11 protein-coding genes are annotated in these 16,321 nt (G+C 64.3%); 9 read left to right on the forward strand and 2 right to left on the reverse strand.

Annotated features, from left to right (window positions below):
• Window positions 1–343 precede the first annotated feature (343 nt).
• The 4 genes from PD284_RS11165 to PD284_RS11180 all read left to right on the forward strand — a co-directional run bounded on the left by PD284_RS11165 (window position 344) and on the right by PD284_RS11180 (window position 6,777).
• Window positions 344–1,999 (forward strand): ABC transporter substrate-binding protein, encoded by a 1,656-nt coding sequence (locus tag PD284_RS11165; RefSeq protein WP_274628271.1) that lies wholly within the window; start codon window positions 344–346, stop codon window positions 1,997–1,999.
• A 93-nt stretch (window positions 2,000–2,092) separates the two neighbouring features.
• Window positions 2,093–3,130: an ABC transporter permease gene (locus PD284_RS11170; protein ID WP_274628272.1), complete on the forward strand. Its 1,038-nt coding sequence runs from the start codon at window positions 2,093–2,095 to the stop codon at window positions 3,128–3,130.
• A gap of 12 nt (window positions 3,131–3,142) precedes the next feature.
• The gene (locus PD284_RS11175) at window positions 3,143–4,300 is read left to right on the forward strand and encodes an ABC transporter permease (RefSeq protein ID WP_274628273.1); all 1,158 of its coding nucleotides are present in this window, start codon (window positions 3,143–3,145) and stop codon (window positions 4,298–4,300) included.
• A gap of 11 nt (window positions 4,301–4,311) precedes the next feature.
• The gene (locus tag PD284_RS11180; protein WP_274628274.1) at window positions 4,312–6,777 is read left to right on the forward strand and encodes a dipeptide ABC transporter ATP-binding protein; all 2,466 of its coding nucleotides are present in this window, start codon (window positions 4,312–4,314) and stop codon (window positions 6,775–6,777) included.
• A 7-nt stretch (window positions 6,778–6,784) separates the two neighbouring features.
• On the opposite strand, the gene PD284_RS11185 is transcribed toward PD284_RS11180, so the two are convergent.
• Window positions 6,785–6,958, reverse strand: coding sequence for a hypothetical protein (locus tag PD284_RS11185; RefSeq protein ID WP_274628275.1), 174 nt, complete (start codon window positions 6,956–6,958; stop codon window positions 6,785–6,787).
• Between the two features lie 150 nt (window positions 6,959–7,108).
• Here PD284_RS11185 and PD284_RS11190 point away from each other — a divergent pair, with 150 nt between their 5' ends.
• Both PD284_RS11190 and PD284_RS11195 read left to right on the forward strand, forming a co-directional pair.
• A complete protein-coding gene (locus PD284_RS11190; protein WP_274628276.1) occupies window positions 7,109–8,098 on the forward strand; it encodes a hypothetical protein in 990 nt (329 codons plus the stop codon).
• A gap of 39 nt (window positions 8,099–8,137) precedes the next feature.
• Window positions 8,138–8,566, forward strand: a complete 429-nt coding sequence (locus PD284_RS11195) for a GFA family protein (protein ID WP_274628277.1) — start codon at window positions 8,138–8,140, stop codon at window positions 8,564–8,566.
• A 76-nt stretch (window positions 8,567–8,642) separates the two neighbouring features.
• Here the strand turns inward: PD284_RS11195 and PD284_RS11200 are convergent, their stop codons facing one another.
• Window positions 8,643–9,233, reverse strand: a complete 591-nt coding sequence (locus PD284_RS11200) for a transglycosylase SLT domain-containing protein (protein WP_274628278.1) — start codon at window positions 9,231–9,233, stop codon at window positions 8,643–8,645.
• Between the two features lie 215 nt (window positions 9,234–9,448).
• Here PD284_RS11200 and PD284_RS11205 point away from each other — a divergent pair, with 215 nt between their 5' ends.
• The 3 genes from PD284_RS11205 to PD284_RS11215 all read left to right on the forward strand — a co-directional run bounded on the left by PD284_RS11205 (window position 9,449) and on the right by PD284_RS11215 (window position 16,319).
• A complete protein-coding gene (locus tag PD284_RS11205; RefSeq protein ID WP_274628279.1) occupies window positions 9,449–10,987 on the forward strand; it encodes a trimethylamine methyltransferase family protein in 1,539 nt (512 codons plus the stop codon).
• A 301-nt stretch (window positions 10,988–11,288) separates the two neighbouring features.
• Complete coding sequence (locus tag PD284_RS11210) at window positions 11,289–13,892, forward strand: GcvT family protein (RefSeq protein ID WP_274628280.1); 2,604 nt, start codon at window positions 11,289–11,291, stop codon at window positions 13,890–13,892.
• Between the two features lie 1,062 nt (window positions 13,893–14,954).
• A complete protein-coding gene (locus tag PD284_RS11215) occupies window positions 14,955–16,319 on the forward strand; it encodes an NAD(P)-dependent oxidoreductase (protein ID WP_274628281.1) in 1,365 nt (454 codons plus the stop codon).
• Window positions 16,320–16,321: the final 2 nt, after the last annotated feature.

The raw sequence follows: 16,321 nt of genomic DNA on the forward strand, positions 1-16,321 counted from the left end.
CGAAGGAAACGCGACCGAGGGCAGTATATTTCCCAAGGGTTGCCCGCGTCCAGAAAGGCGTGAAAAGCGGGCGCGGGACCCGGCGCGCGTTCTCCATCGCTGGACTTATGATCGGTCGCCCCTTGCCACTTTCCACAGGTAATATCCGGCCGAAGATGACGCTACGTAAGGATTCGGCGCAATTGCTGACGCAGTACAATTTTTGCGTCAGCCTTGTCGCATTTGCGCCATCCGTCTTCTGCTCAAAATTGCACATTTGCGCCCGGAGGATGCATCCGCTTGCTTTGACATGGGGGGCGCGATGCGGAATGTTAGGGCAGAAAACAACAAAGGGGAGTTCGCAATGACGTTCTTCAGAAGCAATGGGGACCGTGTCCCCGACCACATCTTGAAAATGGCGGAGGAAGTCGTTGCGGGCAAATGCGACCGCCGCGAATTCCTCGCGCTTGCCTCCGTCTTCGGCGCCTCTACTGCGATGGCCTATGGCCTCATCGGTCTGGCGGCGCCGACCCCCGCCGCCGCGCAGGAACCCAAGAAGGGCGGCGTGCTCAAGGTCGCCATGCCGATCAAGGACCCCAAGGATCCACGCCTCGCCGATTGGTCGGAAATCGCCAATGCCGAGCGCCAGACGCTTGAGCCGCTGGTCAAGTACACCCGCGAATTCACGTTCGAGCCCTACCTGCTTTCCTCCTGGGACGTGAATGACGACGCCACCGAGTATGTCCTGCACGTCCGCGAGGGCGTGACCTGGAACAACGGCGACACCTTCAACGCAGACGATGTGCTCTTCAACTTCACGCGTTGGGCCGACAAGAGCGCTGAAGGAAACTCCATGCCGGGCCGCCTCGGCACGCTGGTCGACGAAGCTTCAGGCAAGCTGCGCGACGGCGCGGTCACCAAGGTCGACGACAAGACGGTCAAGCTAAGCCTGACCAAGCCCGACATCGCGCTCATACCAAACCTGTGCGACTATCCGGGCCTGGTCGTGCATCGCTCGTTCGACGAGACTGGCGCCAACTTCGTGCAGAACCCGATCGGCACCGGCCCGTTCGAGCTTGTCTCCTACGACGTCGGCCAGAAGGTCGTCTACAAGCGTCGCGAGGACGGCAAGTGGTGGGGCGGCGAAGCCTATCTCGACGGCGTCGAGTTCATCGACTACGGCACAGATCCCTCGGCAATGGTCTCGGCGTTCGAGGCGGGCGAAGTCCACACCAACCACGAGACGACCGCCGACTACGTTTCGATCCTCGAGGGCGTCGGACTGGTAACCTCGGAAGTCGTCACCGCCTCGACGATCGTGGCGCGCACCAACGTCGCCAACAAGCCGTATGAAGACAAGAAGGTTCGCAACGCCCTGCAACTCGCAGTCGACAACGCCGTGGTGCTTCAGCTTGGCTACGGCAATGCAGGCGAGACGGCGGAAAACCACCACGTCTGTCCGATCCACCCCGAATATGTGGCGCTGCCCAAGGTCGCCCGTGACCCGGCCAAGGCGAAGGCGCTGATGGCGGAGGCGGGCCAGGCGGACTTCGAACACGAGCTTATCTCGGTCGACGAGGACTGGCACAAGAACACCGGCGACGCGATCGCAGCGCAGCTTCGCGACGCGGGGATCAAGGTCAAGCGCACGGTGCTGCCGGGCTCGACCTTCTGGAACGACTGGACGAAGTATCCCTACTCGCTGACCAACTGGAACATGCGCCCGCTCGGCATCCAGGTGGTGTCGATCGGCTACCGCACCGGCGAGGCCTGGAACGAGTCCGCATACTCCAATCCGGACCTCGACGCAAAGATCAACGAGGCGCTGTCGATCGCCGATGCGGAGAAGCGCAAGGCCGTGATGGGCGACATCGAGAAGATCCTGCAGGACTCCGGCATCATCATCCAGCCCTACTGGCGCAAGCTCTACAACAGCTCGGTTCCGGCCGTGAAGAACCACGGCATGCACCCGACCTTCGAGCATGACTTCGGCAAGGTCTGGCTCGACGAGTCGGCCTGATCGGGACAAGCTGGTGGAGGGGCGATCGGCCCCTCCACCCGATTTCAGGCGGGTGAAATGATTTGACCCCAACCGCATAGGCAGGGGGTAGATATGCTTACTTTCGTGCTGCGACGTCTCGGGACCATGGTGCTGACCATGCTGTGCCTGACGCTCGTCGTCTTTTTCATGATCAATCTGGAGCCGAACCTCCGGAAGCTCTCGATCAGCCAACTCGACATGCGCTCCTCCGACGAGCACATCGAGCAGTGGCTGGTGAAGAACGGCTATCGCGACAATTTCTTCGTCCGCTACGGCCGCTGGCTGGGCGTGGTCCAGAAACAGCCAAACACGGATCCGGCAACCGGCAAGGTCACGCCGCGCTTCTCCTACTGCAATGAGCCGGCGGAACCCTATTATGGCGGCATCCTGCAGGGCGATTTCGGCTGCTCGACCAAGTTCAAGACGACGGTCGCCAACAAGCTGTTTCCGGCGCTCAAGGCAACCGGCATCCTGATGTTCTGGGTGATGGTGACGATGGTGCCGATCTCGCTCCTGATCGGCATACTGGCCGGCATGCGCGAGGGCTCGCGAACCGACCGCAGCCTCTCTGTGGCGTCGATCACGACCACCGCCACGCCCGAATACGTGTCAGGCGTCATATTCACGGTCATCTTCGCGTCATGGCTCGGCTGGCTGAACGGCTCGGCTGCCTCGGCCACGGGGCAGGGCGTGACGTTCTACAACTTCACCCTGCCGGTCATGACCATGGCCATCTATGGCGTCGGCTACATCGCCCGCATGACGCGCGCCTCCATGGTCGAGGTGATGACGCAGCAGTACATCCGCACGGCGCGGCTCAAGGGGCTGTCGTTCAACCAGGTGGTGATCAAGCACGCGCTGCGCAACGCGCTGATCGCGCCGTTCACCGTCATCATGTTGCAGTTCCCCTGGTTGCTCACCGGCGTGGTCATCGTCGAGACCATGTTCCGCTACCAGGGCTTCGGCTTCACGCTGGTGGAAGCGGCCGGCAACAACGACATCGACCTGCTGCTGGGCTGTTCGCTCGTATCGGTCTTCGTCGTGCTCTTCACCCAGCTCATCTCCGACGTAGGCTACGCCTATCTCAACCCACGCATCCGCGTGCAGTAGGAACGGGGCCGCATGAATCACGAATACATCGGCGGCTTTCAGGTCGTTCTCGGCGTCATCTCGGCCTTCTGGCCGGTCTGGCTCGGCATGGCGATCGTCATGGGGGTCAGCTTCCTCTACAAGAGGCGGCTCGGCCTCTACGGGCAGCTCTTCAACAGCGGCGTGGGCATCGCGGGCGTCGCGATCTGCCTTTTCTGGCTGTTCGCGGCGATCTTTGCCTCCACGATCGCGCCTTTCGACCCGATCGCGCAGATCCCGATCATGAAGGACGCGCTTGTCGGCGCAATCGAGCCGGAGTCGGGGAAGGTCTACCTGTTCGGCGGCGACAAGCTGGCCCGCGACGTCTTCTCGCGCATGGTCTACGGCAGCCAGATCGTGCTGATCATCGCGCCGGCCGCGACCGCCTTCGCGCTGATGGTCGGCATCACGCTCGGCCTGCCGGCCGGCTACTATGGCGGCCGCATCGACATGGTGCTGTCGTTCCTGGCTAATCTCGTGCTGGCCTTCCCGGTGATCCTGCTGTTCTACCTGCTGGTGACGCCGGGCATCATGGATACGGCGATCCCCTACGGGCTGGCCGGCCTGTTCTTCCTATTCCCAATCATTTTCTTCGTCACCCTGTTCTATACGCGCTTCAAGCACCGGCCGGAGCGCCTCTACCCGCTGCTTGCCGCAACGCTGCTGATCGGCGGCTGGGCCTATGTCGGCCTGGTCTTCGACGCCGACCCGCTCGGTATCGTCTCGATCGATCCCAACCAGCTCAACATCTTCGTGGCGGTGGTCTTCGCCTCCAGCCCCGGCGTGTTCCGCATCGTGCGCGGCCTGGTCATGGACATCAAGACCCGCGACTACGTGGCGGCGGCCCAGACGCGCGGCGAGACGCCCTGGTACATCATGCTCTGGGAGATCCTGCCCAACGCGCGCGGACCGCTGATCGTCGATGCCTGCCTGCGCATCGGCTACACGACCATCCTGCTCGGCACGCTGGGCTACTTCGGCCTGGGGCTCGCGCCCGAGAGCCCCGACTGGGGCACCGCCATCAAGGACGCCAGCAGGCTGCTGCGCTCCTTCATCCACCCCGCATTGCCGCCCACCATCGCGCTGATGTCGTTCGTGCTCGGCCTCAACCTGTTGGCCGATGCGCTGCGCGAACAGTCGATGAAGGATTGATGGAGGCCGAGATGAACGAAGCCGTCAAAGCGAAGACCGTCGAAGGCGCCCAGCCGATCATCGAGATCGAGAACCTGTCGATCTCCTTCTTCACCAAGCGCGGCGAGATCCCGGCGGTGATGGACTTCTCGTGCACGGTGATGCCGGGCGAGGCGATGGGGATCGTGGGCGAGTCCGGCTGCGGCAAGTCGACGGTGTCGCTCGGCATCATGCGCGACCTGTCGAACATCGGGAAGATCGTCGGCGGGCGGATCAGCTTCAAGGGCAAGGACATGGGAGAGATGTCCGAAGCCGAGCTCAGGTCCATCCGCGGCAACGAGATCGCCATGATCTACCAGGAGCCGATGGCATCGCTGAACCCGGCGATGAAGATCGGCAAGCAACTGATGGAAGTGCCGATCCTGCACGACAAGGTGTCGAAGGAAGAGGCCTACCGGCGCGCGCTGGAACTGGTGCAGGCGGTGCGCCTGCCGGACCCCGAGCGCATCATGCGCTCCTATCCGCACCAGCTGTCGGGCGGCCAGCAGCAGCGAATCGTCATTGCGATGGCGCTGCTCTCCAAGCCGTCGCTCCTGCTTCTCGACGAGCCGACGACCGCACTCGACGTCACCGTCGAAGCCGGCATCGTCGAGCTCGTGAAGGGGCTCGGCAAGCAGTACGGCACGTCGATGATCTTCGTGTCGCACAATCTGGGCCTCATCCTCGAGACCTGCGACAGGATCACGGTGATGTACTCCGGCGAGGCCGTCGAGACCGGCAGGATCGAGGACGTGTTCGATCGCATGCGGCACCCCTACACGCAGGGCCTGTTCCGCTCGATCCCGCTGCCCGGCGCCGACAAGAACGCCCGCCCGCTGATCGCCATCCCGGGCCAGTTGCCCTTGCCGCAGGAACGGCCGGTGGGATGCAACTTCGGGCCGCGCTGCCACCACTTCGTCGAGGGCGTCTGCAACGCGGCCGAGATCCCCATGATCCCCGTCGAAGGACATGAGGGCCACTTCAGCCGCTGCGTGCGTTTCAACGAGATCGACTGGGCTGCGTTGCCGGCGGGGGCGGAAAAGAAGCACGATCCCGTGACGCCCGGCGCGCCGGTGCTCAAGATCGACGACCTCAAGAAGTACTACAAGGTCGCCGCCAACGAGATCTTCGGCGGCGCCGAGAGTCGCGTGGTCAAGGCCAACGAGTCGATCACCTTCGAGGCGCGGGAATCCGAGACCGTCGCCATCGTCGGCGAGTCCGGCTGCGGCAAGTCCACGCTCGCCAAAGTGCTTCTCGGGCTGGAGACGGCGACCTCCGGCACGGTGACCCTGGGCAACTCGCAGATCCAGTCGACCGGCATCGAGGCCCGCGACGTCGACACCGTCTCATCCATACAGATGGTGTTCCAGAACCCGTTCGATACGCTTAATCCCAGCCATTCGGTCGGATCGCAAATCATCCGCACGCTGGAGAAGTTCAAGGTCGGCAGGACGGCGGCCGATCGCAAGACGCGGATGCTGGAGTTGCTCGACCTGGTGAAGCTGCCGCGCGCCTTCGCCGAGCGCGTGCCGCGCCAGCTCTCCGGCGGACAGAAGCAGCGCATCGGCGTGGCGCGCGCCTTCGCCGGGGAGGCGAAGGTGGTGGTGGCCGACGAGCCGGTGTCGGCGCTCGACGTCTCGGTGCAGGCAGCCGTGACCGAACTTTTGATGGACATCCAGCGCCGCAACAAGACGACGATGCTGTTCATCAGCCACGACCTGTCGGTGGTGCGCTACATCGCCGACCGCGTCGTCGTCATGTATCTCGGCCACATCGTGGAGCAGGGCACGACCGACCAGATCTTCTCGCCGCCCTATCACCCCTACACAGAAGCCCTGCTTTCGGCGATCCCGATCGCCGACACCTCGGTCGTGAAGAAGCACATCGTGCTGGAGGGCGACATCCCTTCGGCCATGAACCCGCCATCCGGCTGCCCGTTCCAGACGCGCTGCCGATGGAAGAAGTTCGTGCCGGACAATCTCTGTGAAACCCAGCTGCCACCGATGCGCGACCTTGGCGGTGGGCATCGCAGCCTGTGCTGGCTGGAGGACGACCAGCTTGCGAAGATGGAGCCCGTCATCAGCTTCGACCAGCCGGGCGGCGGCAAGGCGCACGACATCGTGCCGGCGGATCCACCGCACGGGGCGGGACCGGGCCTCGCCGGCACGCCGCCGCAGCGTCCGCACGGCAAGACATCGAGCCCCGGGGCCGGCGAGGAGGAGGATGCTGCGCTGCAGTCGCAGGCCCGCGCACGGGCCCGCGACCACGAGGCGCATGACGACCGTTCGGAAGACTTCGGCGTCACCCGTTCGCCCAATGCCGACAGCGGGCCGATTTCTCCCCTTCAGGTGGGTGATGGACGCCAGGCCGACGATGCGGATGGGCCGTCCGCCTTCGAGGATGTGCCCGGGGAACGCCGCGGGAAGCCCGCGAAACGCCCACCGCGGAAGAAGGAATAGATCACAGTCAGGAAACGCTCTGGTCGTTCCTGTCGTGCTCGCAACCGTTTCCGCTGCGGCTCTCCGGCTGGCAGTTCTCGCCGGTGCATCCGCTCTGCGCGTAGGCGGGGGCATTCATCCATGAGGTATTGAGGACAAGCAGCCCGTAGAAGACGGCTGCGGCAATCAGGAAGGTACGCATATCGCTTCCTCTCACGTGTCTCGGACGCATCTTACGGGCGGGAAGCAGCCCGGGCAACCGCGAAACCCGCATTGACGTCGGGCCGCCCGCGTCATCATCATCTGCCCGCCGGAATTCCTCGATCGTCGCAAACCCAACCGCGGTGACAAGATGGCGCTTCTCAGGCTCGGCTTCGGCTTGTTCCTGCTCGCCGACGCGATATTCCTCATTCACGTCGTGCTCGGCTTCCTGCTCGACGCCCCTCATGTGCCGATAGCAACCTTCGCGGTGGGCTGCGTGCTTTCTGCTCTTGTTCTTCCCTGGCTGTTCGGCCGCAGCCTGAACAAGGATTTCGTCGACCTCATCTACTACACCTCGGCCGCCATCGTCGCCGTGGCCGTGTTCGTTGCGGCCGATTTCGACCGGGATGCCACCTCGACGCAGCGCCAGATCGATGTCGCGGCGCAACGCGGTCGGGACATCGTCGTGCGATTGGCCGACCTCCAGTTTCTCCGGGACAACCCCGCGGCGGTTGAGCCGGCGTCGGAACGCGCGATCGAGAGCGTGAAAGACTCGCTGAACGTGATGATCCAGGGCGTCTGTTTCTATCGACCGGAGGAGGTCGAGCCGCGCTACGGCGAGGAGACTTACGATTTCTTGCAGCGTCAGTTTGCCGAAACGGAGAAGGCGCGCCAGATGGCGGTTGCGTGTTCGAGGCACCGTCGCAGTCTGACCGAAATAGAGAAACTCGCCGCCGGGGGCGCTCCGTTCAAATCAAGGCTCCAGACGATCTCCGCCTACGCGGTGGCCAATGACATGGGCGCGGTGCCGGTCGTCTTTCGCGAAAAGGGCAAAGCCTATCCTGCCATACGGTTCCTGGAACTGGCGGATATGCCGCCCGCCCGGCTCGCTGCCGAGATCGGCGGCATCGAGGGTGAAAGGCAGCAGAATGACCAGATCATCCAGTCCCTGCAGCGCGACCAACTGGAGCGCAATCCCGGTGGAGCCCCGGCCGAGACGCTGCTGTCGAGCATGTTCACCAAGACCATATGGCCTTACATCCTCGTCGCCCTGCTGTCCCTGAAGATCGCGCGCGTGCCCTACATCCGGAAGGGAATGGACCTTTATCACGCGGCCATGGCGAAGCGCGCGCCGGGCTGAATGCCAGGCGACATCGGTTCAACCATGCGGAGGAAGAACATGACGGAGACGCAGAGAGGGACCTGCTTTTGCGGATCGGTCGAGATCGAGGCGGTCGGTCCTCCGATGGAGATGGGATACTGCCACTGCAATTCCTGCCGCGCCTATTCCGGCGGACCGGTCAAGTCCTACATGCTCTGGAAAGCCGAGGAGGTGACGGTGACCAGGGGCGGGGACCTGCTCGGGCACTTCAGCAAGACCGGGATGAGCGACCGCCAGTTCTGCATGCGATGCGGTGGTCATTTGATGACAAGGCACCCTCAATGGGGACTGACCGACGTCTACGCGTCCGTGTTGCCCGGCATCCGCTTCGAGCCCAGTGTGCACCTGAACTATGCCGAGGCTGTCCTGCCGATCCGTGACGGATTGCCGAAGCTGAACGACTTTCCTGCCGAGGCGGGTGGGTCAGGCCAGACGCTCCCGGAGTAGTCGCGACAAGCGGTGTGCCGCAGGCGCTTCGTCCGTCTGCCGATCGACGGGGGCAGTTCTCATGACGGCGGCTGCGTCAGCGGCAGCCCCTTAGCTGCCCGTCGTATTTCTGCGCCATCGCGTCGGTCTCGCGCGCATAGCGCTTCAGGTTGGCATTGTTCTTCCAGGTCCCACGGCTGTAGCCGCCCCAGCCGGAATAGTAGGCGAGGTAGAGGCTGTAGGTGTCGGTGCGGGCGACCCCGTATTTGTCGGCGGTCTTGGCGTGGTACCAGCCGACGAAGTCGACGGCATCCGCGAATTTGTTGCGTCGTGCGCCCCAGTTCCCCGTTTCGCTGACATATTGCGCCCAGGTGCCGTTCAGCGCCTGCGAGTAGCCGTAGGCGCTCGACAGCCGCTTGCCAGGGATGAAGCCGAGGATCTTCTTGCGCGGCGGCCGGGCATTGCCCTTGAAACCGGACTCCTTGCGCACCGTCGCCATCAGCACCGGCACCGAGATGCCGTACTTCCGCTCTGTGCGCTCGGCTGCCGATTGCCAGTTGTCGACCCAGCCGTCGCGCTGGTCGAACACGGCGCAGATGTTGTTGATTTGCTTCGGCGCGGATGCGCACGCCGCCAAAAACAGCGGAGCCCCGATCGCTAAAACTCGAGTAAAACTGGACGCAGACACGCCGCGATCACTAGGCATCAAACGTGAAGGGAGTCTTGCCGCTCTTCTTAACCATAATGGCGGTGGCTCTCTCTCGGTCGCGCCCTGTAGATTTGTCGACATAAAAGGTCGCTTTTGTCGTGCGTTGCCGGTAGAGATGCCGTCTCGGCTAAAATCGCGCCGGCGAATGACGCATTTCTGACAGACGACGCAGCGGCAGCTGCTTTGATGCGGTCATGACCGCACTCCGCAGCAGACGCAGCGCCGACCGCTCCCTCGCACGGGCGGGCTCCGCTATCCCCCAGCTGCCGCTGCGGCGGGTGACCAATCCCTATCCGCCGATGGCGATCCTCTCCGAAGAGCAACTGAAGGCGATCCACGACGCCTCGATGCACATCCTCGAGAATTTCGGCATCGAGGTGATGAGTTCTCGCGCCCTTGCGCTGTTCGAGAGAGCCGGGGCAATCGTCGACCACGCGACCTCCACCGTGCGCATCGACCGCGGCATGGTGGACGAGGCGCTGAAGACGACGCCGTCCGCCTTCAGGCTGACGCCGCGCAATGCCGAGCGGGCGCTGCCGATCGGCGGCAATGCGATCAACTTCACGCTCGTCGCCGGCCCGCCTAACGTCCACGATCTGGAGCGCGGCCGCCGCACCGGCAATTATCGCGACTATTGCGATCTCGTCCGGCTGGCGCAGCACTTCAACTGCATCCACATGCTCGGCAACCAGGTCTGCGCGCCCATCGAGCTGCCCGCCAATTCGCGTCACCTCGACACCTACTTCGCCAACCTCACGCTCACCGACAAATCCTTCCATGTGTCCGCGATTGGCCGGGGCAGGGCGCTCGACGGCATCGCCATGATGGCGATCGCGCGCGGCCTGACGCTGGACCAGATGCGCGACGACCCTGCCGTCACCACCATCATCTCCGTCAACTCGCCGCGCCGCTTCGACGACATGATGGCCGAGGGTCTGATGACCATGTCGGAGTTCGGCCAGTCGACCTGCATCACCCCCTTCACGCTGATGGGTGCGATGAGCCCGGTGACGCTCGCCGGCGCGCTCGCCCAGCAGAACGCGGAGGCGCTGTTCGGCGTGGTGCTGACACAGCTCGTCCGACCCGGCGCGCCCGTCATCTACGGCGCCTTCACCTCCAACGTCGACATGCGCTCCGGGGCGCCTGCCTTCGGCACGCCGGAGAATACCAAGGCCAACATCGCGTCGGGCCAGCTCGCGCGGCGCTACAAGCTGCCCTACCGCACGACGCCCGGCTCAGCCTCCAACGCGGCGGACGCGCAGGGCGCCTACGAGACCATGATGGCGCTGTGGGGCGCTGTGCTCGGCCACGGCAATCTCGTCTACCACGCCGCCGGCTGGCAGGAGGGCGGGCTCACGGCGTCGTTCGAGAAGCTGATCATCGACGTCGAGATGATCCAGCACATGATGGAGGTGCTGCGGCCGATCGAGGTGAACGAGGCGGAGCTCGCGCTCGACGCCCTGGGGCGCGTGCCGACCGGCGGCCATTTCTTCGGCGAGCCGCATACGCTGGAGCGCTATTCGACCGCCTTCTACCAGCCCATGCTCTCCAACTGGCAGAATTACGAGGCCTGGACCGAGGCCGGCAGTCTCGACGCCACCCAGCGCGCGACGCGGCTCTGGAAGAAGGGGCTGGAGGAATATCGCGAGCCGGTACTGGATCCGGCGGTCCGCGAAGAGCTGGAGGCGTACCGGACAAAGCGGCGCGAGGAGATCGGGGATCAAGAGCCGTGAGAACGCTGCTTTCTGTGCCGGACACAAGGCGCGAAGCTCACGACATGGGTCCTCGGGTCAAGCCCGAGGATGACGAGTGGTTTGAAGTTGCGCGAAAATCGTCGACCGTTGCGATTTGCATTCCGCCTCAACGCGTTCGTCATCCCGGGGCGGAGCAGGAGCGAAGCGAACTGCGCAGACCCTGGGACCCATTCCGTGACATTCGCAGCGGGCTCCCGCGGCATTCATCACACGCCGATTCACCTCCCTCTCATCCCGATTCCACCCTTCCTCACAACCCGTTGAACGAGAATCGAAAATCATGAAGTCGCATGCGAAGGTCGTGGTCATCGGGGGAGGCGTGGTCGGCTGCTCCGTGCTGTTCCATCTGGCGCGCGCGGGCTGGACCGACATCGTGCTCCTGGAGCGCGACGAGCTGACGTCGGGCTCCACCTGGCATGCGGCCGGCGGCATGCACACCATCAACGGCGATCCCAACGTCGCCAAGCTGCAGAAATACACGATCGAGCTGTACAAGGAGATCGAGGAGCTCTCCGGTCAGGCGACGGGCGTTCACATCACCGGCGGCGTGCTTCTGGCCGCCACTGAGGCGCGCATGGACTGGCTCCGCGGCGTCGTCGCCAAGGGGCGTTATCTCGGCCTCGACCTCGAAGAAATCTCCGCCGAGGAGGCCCACGCGCTGATGCCGCTGCTCGACCCAAGACAGTTCGTCGGCGCTGTGCGCAATTCCGAGGACGGCCACCTCGATCCGTCCGGCGTCACCCACGCCTACGCCAAGGCCGCGCGAAAGCTCGGCGCCGAGGTCGAGCGCTTCACCAAGGTCGAGGACATCAAGCGCCTGCCCGATGGCACGTGGCAGGTGGTCACCAGCAAGGGCAACGTCGTCGCCGAGCATGTCGTCAACGCCGGGGGGCTGTGGGCGCGCGAGGTGGGCCGCATGGTCGGGCTCGAACTGCCCGTGCTCGCCATGGAGCACATGTACCTCATTACCGAGGACATGCCGGAGGTGGCCGAAGTCAACCGCACGACCGGCAAGGAGGTCATCCACGCGGTCGATTTCGACGGCGAGCTCTACCTGCGCCAGGAGCGCGGCGGCATGCTTATGGGCACCTACGAGAAGGCCAACAAGCCGTGGTCGGAATTTTCAACGCCTTGGAACTTCGGCCACGAGCTGCTGGAGCCGGACATCGACCGCATCGCGCCGTCGCTGGAGGTCGGCTTCCGCCATTTCCCTGCCTTCCAGAACACCGGCATCAAGCAGATCATCAACGGCCCCTTCACCTTCGCGCCGGACGGCAACCCGCTGGTCGGGCCGGTCCGCGGCCTGCCGGGTTTCTGGGTGGCATGCGGCGTCATGGCGGGGTTCAGCCAAGGCGGCGGCGTCGGGCTGGCGCTGGCGAACTGGATGATCCACGGCGATCCGGGTTTTGACATCTGGGCCATGGACGTCGCCCGCTACGGCGACTGGGCGTCGATGCGCTACACCAACGCCAAGGTGCGCGAGAACTATTCGCGCCGCTTCTCGATCCGCTTCCCCAACGAGGAGCTGCCGGCGGGCAGGGGGCTGAAGACGACGCCGATCTACGACCTGCTCTCGGCCAGGGGCGCGCAATGGGGCGCGGCCTACGGGCTTGAAGTGCCGCTCTGGTATGCGCCGGACGGCGTGAAGGACGAATTCTCGTGGCGCCGCTCGACCGACTTCGAGCATGTCGCACGGGAAGTAAAGACGGTCCGCGAAGGCGTTGGCCTGTCGGAGATTTCCAGCTTCGCCAAGTACCGCGTGAGCGGGTTGGGCGCGACGGCGTGGCTGGACGGGATGCTCACCTGCCGGCTGCCGAAGCCGGGCCGCATGACGCTGGCGCCGATGCTCAAGGAAGACGGCAAGCTGATCGGCGATTTTTCGCTGGCGAATGTGGCCGGTGTGGCGCCCGGTTCACCCCCACCCCTAACCCCTCCCCTGACCCCTCCCCACAAGGGGGAGGGGGACGCTGGTGTCCCACCGACCTCGCCTTCTGTGGCTTCAAGCGACAAGGGCGCAGAATTCACCTCCCCCTTGTGGGGAGGGGTAAGGGGTGGGGGTACCCCTACCACTGCTGCCACCGAATGGTACATCTTCGGATCCGGCATCGCCGAGCAATTCCACATTCGCTGGTTCGAGAAGCATCTCCCTGCGGATGGTTCGGTCGTCGTCGAGGCGCTGGGGACAAAACTCACCGGCCTTTCCATCGCCGGGCCAAGGGCGCGCGACCTGCTTGCCAGGGTCGTCCGGGAAGACGTCTCCACTGCGGCGTTTCCGTTCATGGCGATCAGGCGCATGGACGTCGGCATGGCGCCCTGCATCGTCGGCCGCGTTAGCTACACCGGCGATCTTGGTTATGAGATCTGGGTCGAGCCGGAATACCAGCGCCATGTGTTCCGCACGCTGATGGAGGCGGGCGAGGAGTTCGGCATCGACCTGTTCGGCGGCCGGGCCCTCAACGCACTGCGGCTGGAAAAGAACTACGGCTCCTGGGCGCGCGAGTACCGGCCCATCTACGGCCCGCTCGAAGCCGGCCTCGACCGCTTCGTCGCCTATGGGAAAGACGCGGACTTCATCGGCAAGGCAGCCGCGCTGAAGGAGCGCGACAGTGGCGGCAAGCTCCGGCTGCGCAGCTTCCTGGTCGAGACCGATGACGCCGACGTCATCGGCGACGAGGCGATCTGCCACGACGGGCAGGTGCACGGCTGGGTGACGTCCGGCGGCTACGCGCACGGCTCGCGCGTTTCGGTCGCGATGGGATACGTGCCGAAGGAGATCGCCGACGCGACCGGCGGCTTCGAGATCGAACTGCTCGGCAGACGCTATCCCGCGCGCACACAGCGTGAAGCGCTGTTTGATGCCGATCAGAGGCGGTTGCGGGGGTGAGGTAGGCGACCAGTCCTGGCAGGCACATTGCCGATTCATTCCAATGTGTTAGGCGCTTGTCCGCTGCGTCGTGGTATGGGGTCGGCTCTTACTGTTGGGTGGGCTGCCGGGATGGCACGGCGTGGGAGTTCGCATTGAACTGTTGGGCGCTTGTCCGCCACGTCACGGCATGGGTCCTAGGGTCGCGCTCCGCTTCGCTGCGCTTGCCCTAGGATGACGAAGGTTGGGATGTCGCTGCCAACCACGTCGCTGCCAACCGCCAACCTCGGTGATTGGCGCTGCGTCCTCTCCCCTCTTCGTCATCCTAGGGCGAAGTCGAGCAAAGCGAAGGCGGAGACCCTAGGACCCATGCCGTGACGTGGCGGATAGGCGCCCAACGACGCAATGCTGGACCCATGCCGCAGCGCGGCGGTCACGCCAACGGTGCAACTCCGGTCAGTCTGAAAAGCGCTCCACATCGCCCCCAATTACGCGGAAACAGGGGAGAGTGGTGAGAATAAGGCCCGCTCCGTCACAAAATTCTCTTTGAGATGTCAGCGGCTTACCAAAAGGCGATCCACTTCATTCTCCCGCTGTCCTCCTCACCTGTCTCGAGCAGGCCTATGATCCTCATCGGCAGCTTCCTGGTGGGAACGTGTGCGCAACCGGCTATCCAGGCCGGAGCAGGTGAGCGGGATGCTCCGGCCCTGTGCTGGCGCCGCGTGCTCGCGTCCTTTGCCTTGGCAGATCAGGGGCAAGGCGATGGGCCGGTAGCCAGCCGGGGAGAAGACGCCGGCGGTGCATGGCAGCGCGTCGACTTCAGAAAATTGACTGGACGACGCTGCCATGCGCCGCCTCCCACACCCCGGCTTCGGAACGAGGCGCGGGAACTGCCATGGGAGAGGGAAGACTGGCGCGAACGCACAAAAGTAACCGTCCTCGGTTTCCGCTGATGCCCGCAGGTAGGCAACGACAATTCTCGCACACCTCGTCAAAATTTGACCGATTGATAAAAAAACAAAACGTGCTAGCCTCCCCGAAAACAAGAATTAGCCAGCGTAAAGCAAGCTAAGGGGAACATAGATGGCTGAAGGCCAGTTCAAGGAAGGCATAGCCGCCGGGCGGCTTGCGGCTGCCCAGTATGCCGACAATTTTTCCGACCTGCATCCACCGCTCGACCAACACGAGGCGCTGGTCGAAGCGGACCGTTGCTACTTCTGCTACGATGCGCCTTGCATGCAGGCATGCCCGACCTCAATCGACATCCCGCTCTTCATTCGCCAGATCGCGACGGGCAACCCGATAGGCTCGGCAAAGACGATCTTCGACCAGAACATACTTGGCGGCATGTGCGCCCGCGTCTGCCCGACCGAGACACTCTGCGAAGAGGTCTGCGTGCGCGAAATCGCCGAGGGCAAGCCGGTGCAGATCGGCCGCCTGCAGCGCTACGCCACCGACACGGCGATGGCCCAGGGCAAGCAGTTTTATGAGCGCGCCGCGCCGACGGGCAAGAAGATCGCCGTCGTCGGCGCCGGCCCGGCCGGGCTGGCTGCCGCGCATCGGCTGGCCCGCTACGGCCACGACGTCACCATCCTCGAGGCGCGGCCGAAAGCCGGCGGCCTCAACGAGTACGGCATCGCCGCCTACAAGAGCACCGACGACTTCGCGAATGCGGAGGTCGAGTATGTCACCGCAATCGGCGGCATAGACATCCAGTACGGCAAGGCGCTCGGGCGTGACGCGCACCTGTCCGATCTGGCGTCGAGCTATGATGCGGTCTTCCTCGGCATGGGGCTTGCCGGCGTCAACGCGCTGCGCGCCGAGGGCGAGCACGCAGCCGGTGTCGACAATGCGGTGGATTTTATCGCGGAACTGCGCCAGGCGAAGGATCTATCCCGGCTGCCCGTCGGACGCAGGGTCGTGGTTATCGGCGGCGGCATGACCGCCATCGATGCTGCCATCCAGTCCAAGCTGCTCGGCGCGGAAGAGGTGACCATCTGCTACCGCCGCGGGCAGGACCAGATGAACGCCTCCGGCTTCGAGCAGGACCTGGCTTCGGCCACGGGCGTTTCCATCCGCCACTGGCTCCAGCCGAAGACTGTGATCGCCGAGAAGGGCAAGGTCACCGGCGTCGAACTCGAATACACCAAGATGAAGGACGGCAAGCTGGTCGGCACCGGCGAGACGCTAAGGCTGCCGGCGGATCAGGTGTTCAAGGCGATCGGGCAGACCTTCGTCCCGTCCGCCCTGAACGGAAGCGGCGAGGCGATCACCCTCGAGGCCGGCCGCATCAAGGTCGACGCAGAAGGACGCACGTCGATGCCGAAAGTCTGGGCCGGCGGCGACTGCATCCTCGGCGGCGAAGATCTCACGGTGTCCGCAGTCGCGCAGGGCCGGGACGCCGCAGAATCCATTCACCGCAGCTTGACCTCGAACGGGAGGGCATGAGC

Source organism: Mesorhizobium shangrilense (genome assembly GCF_028826155.1).
GTDB lineage: Bacteria > Pseudomonadota > Alphaproteobacteria > Rhizobiales > Rhizobiaceae > Arvimicrobium > Arvimicrobium flavum.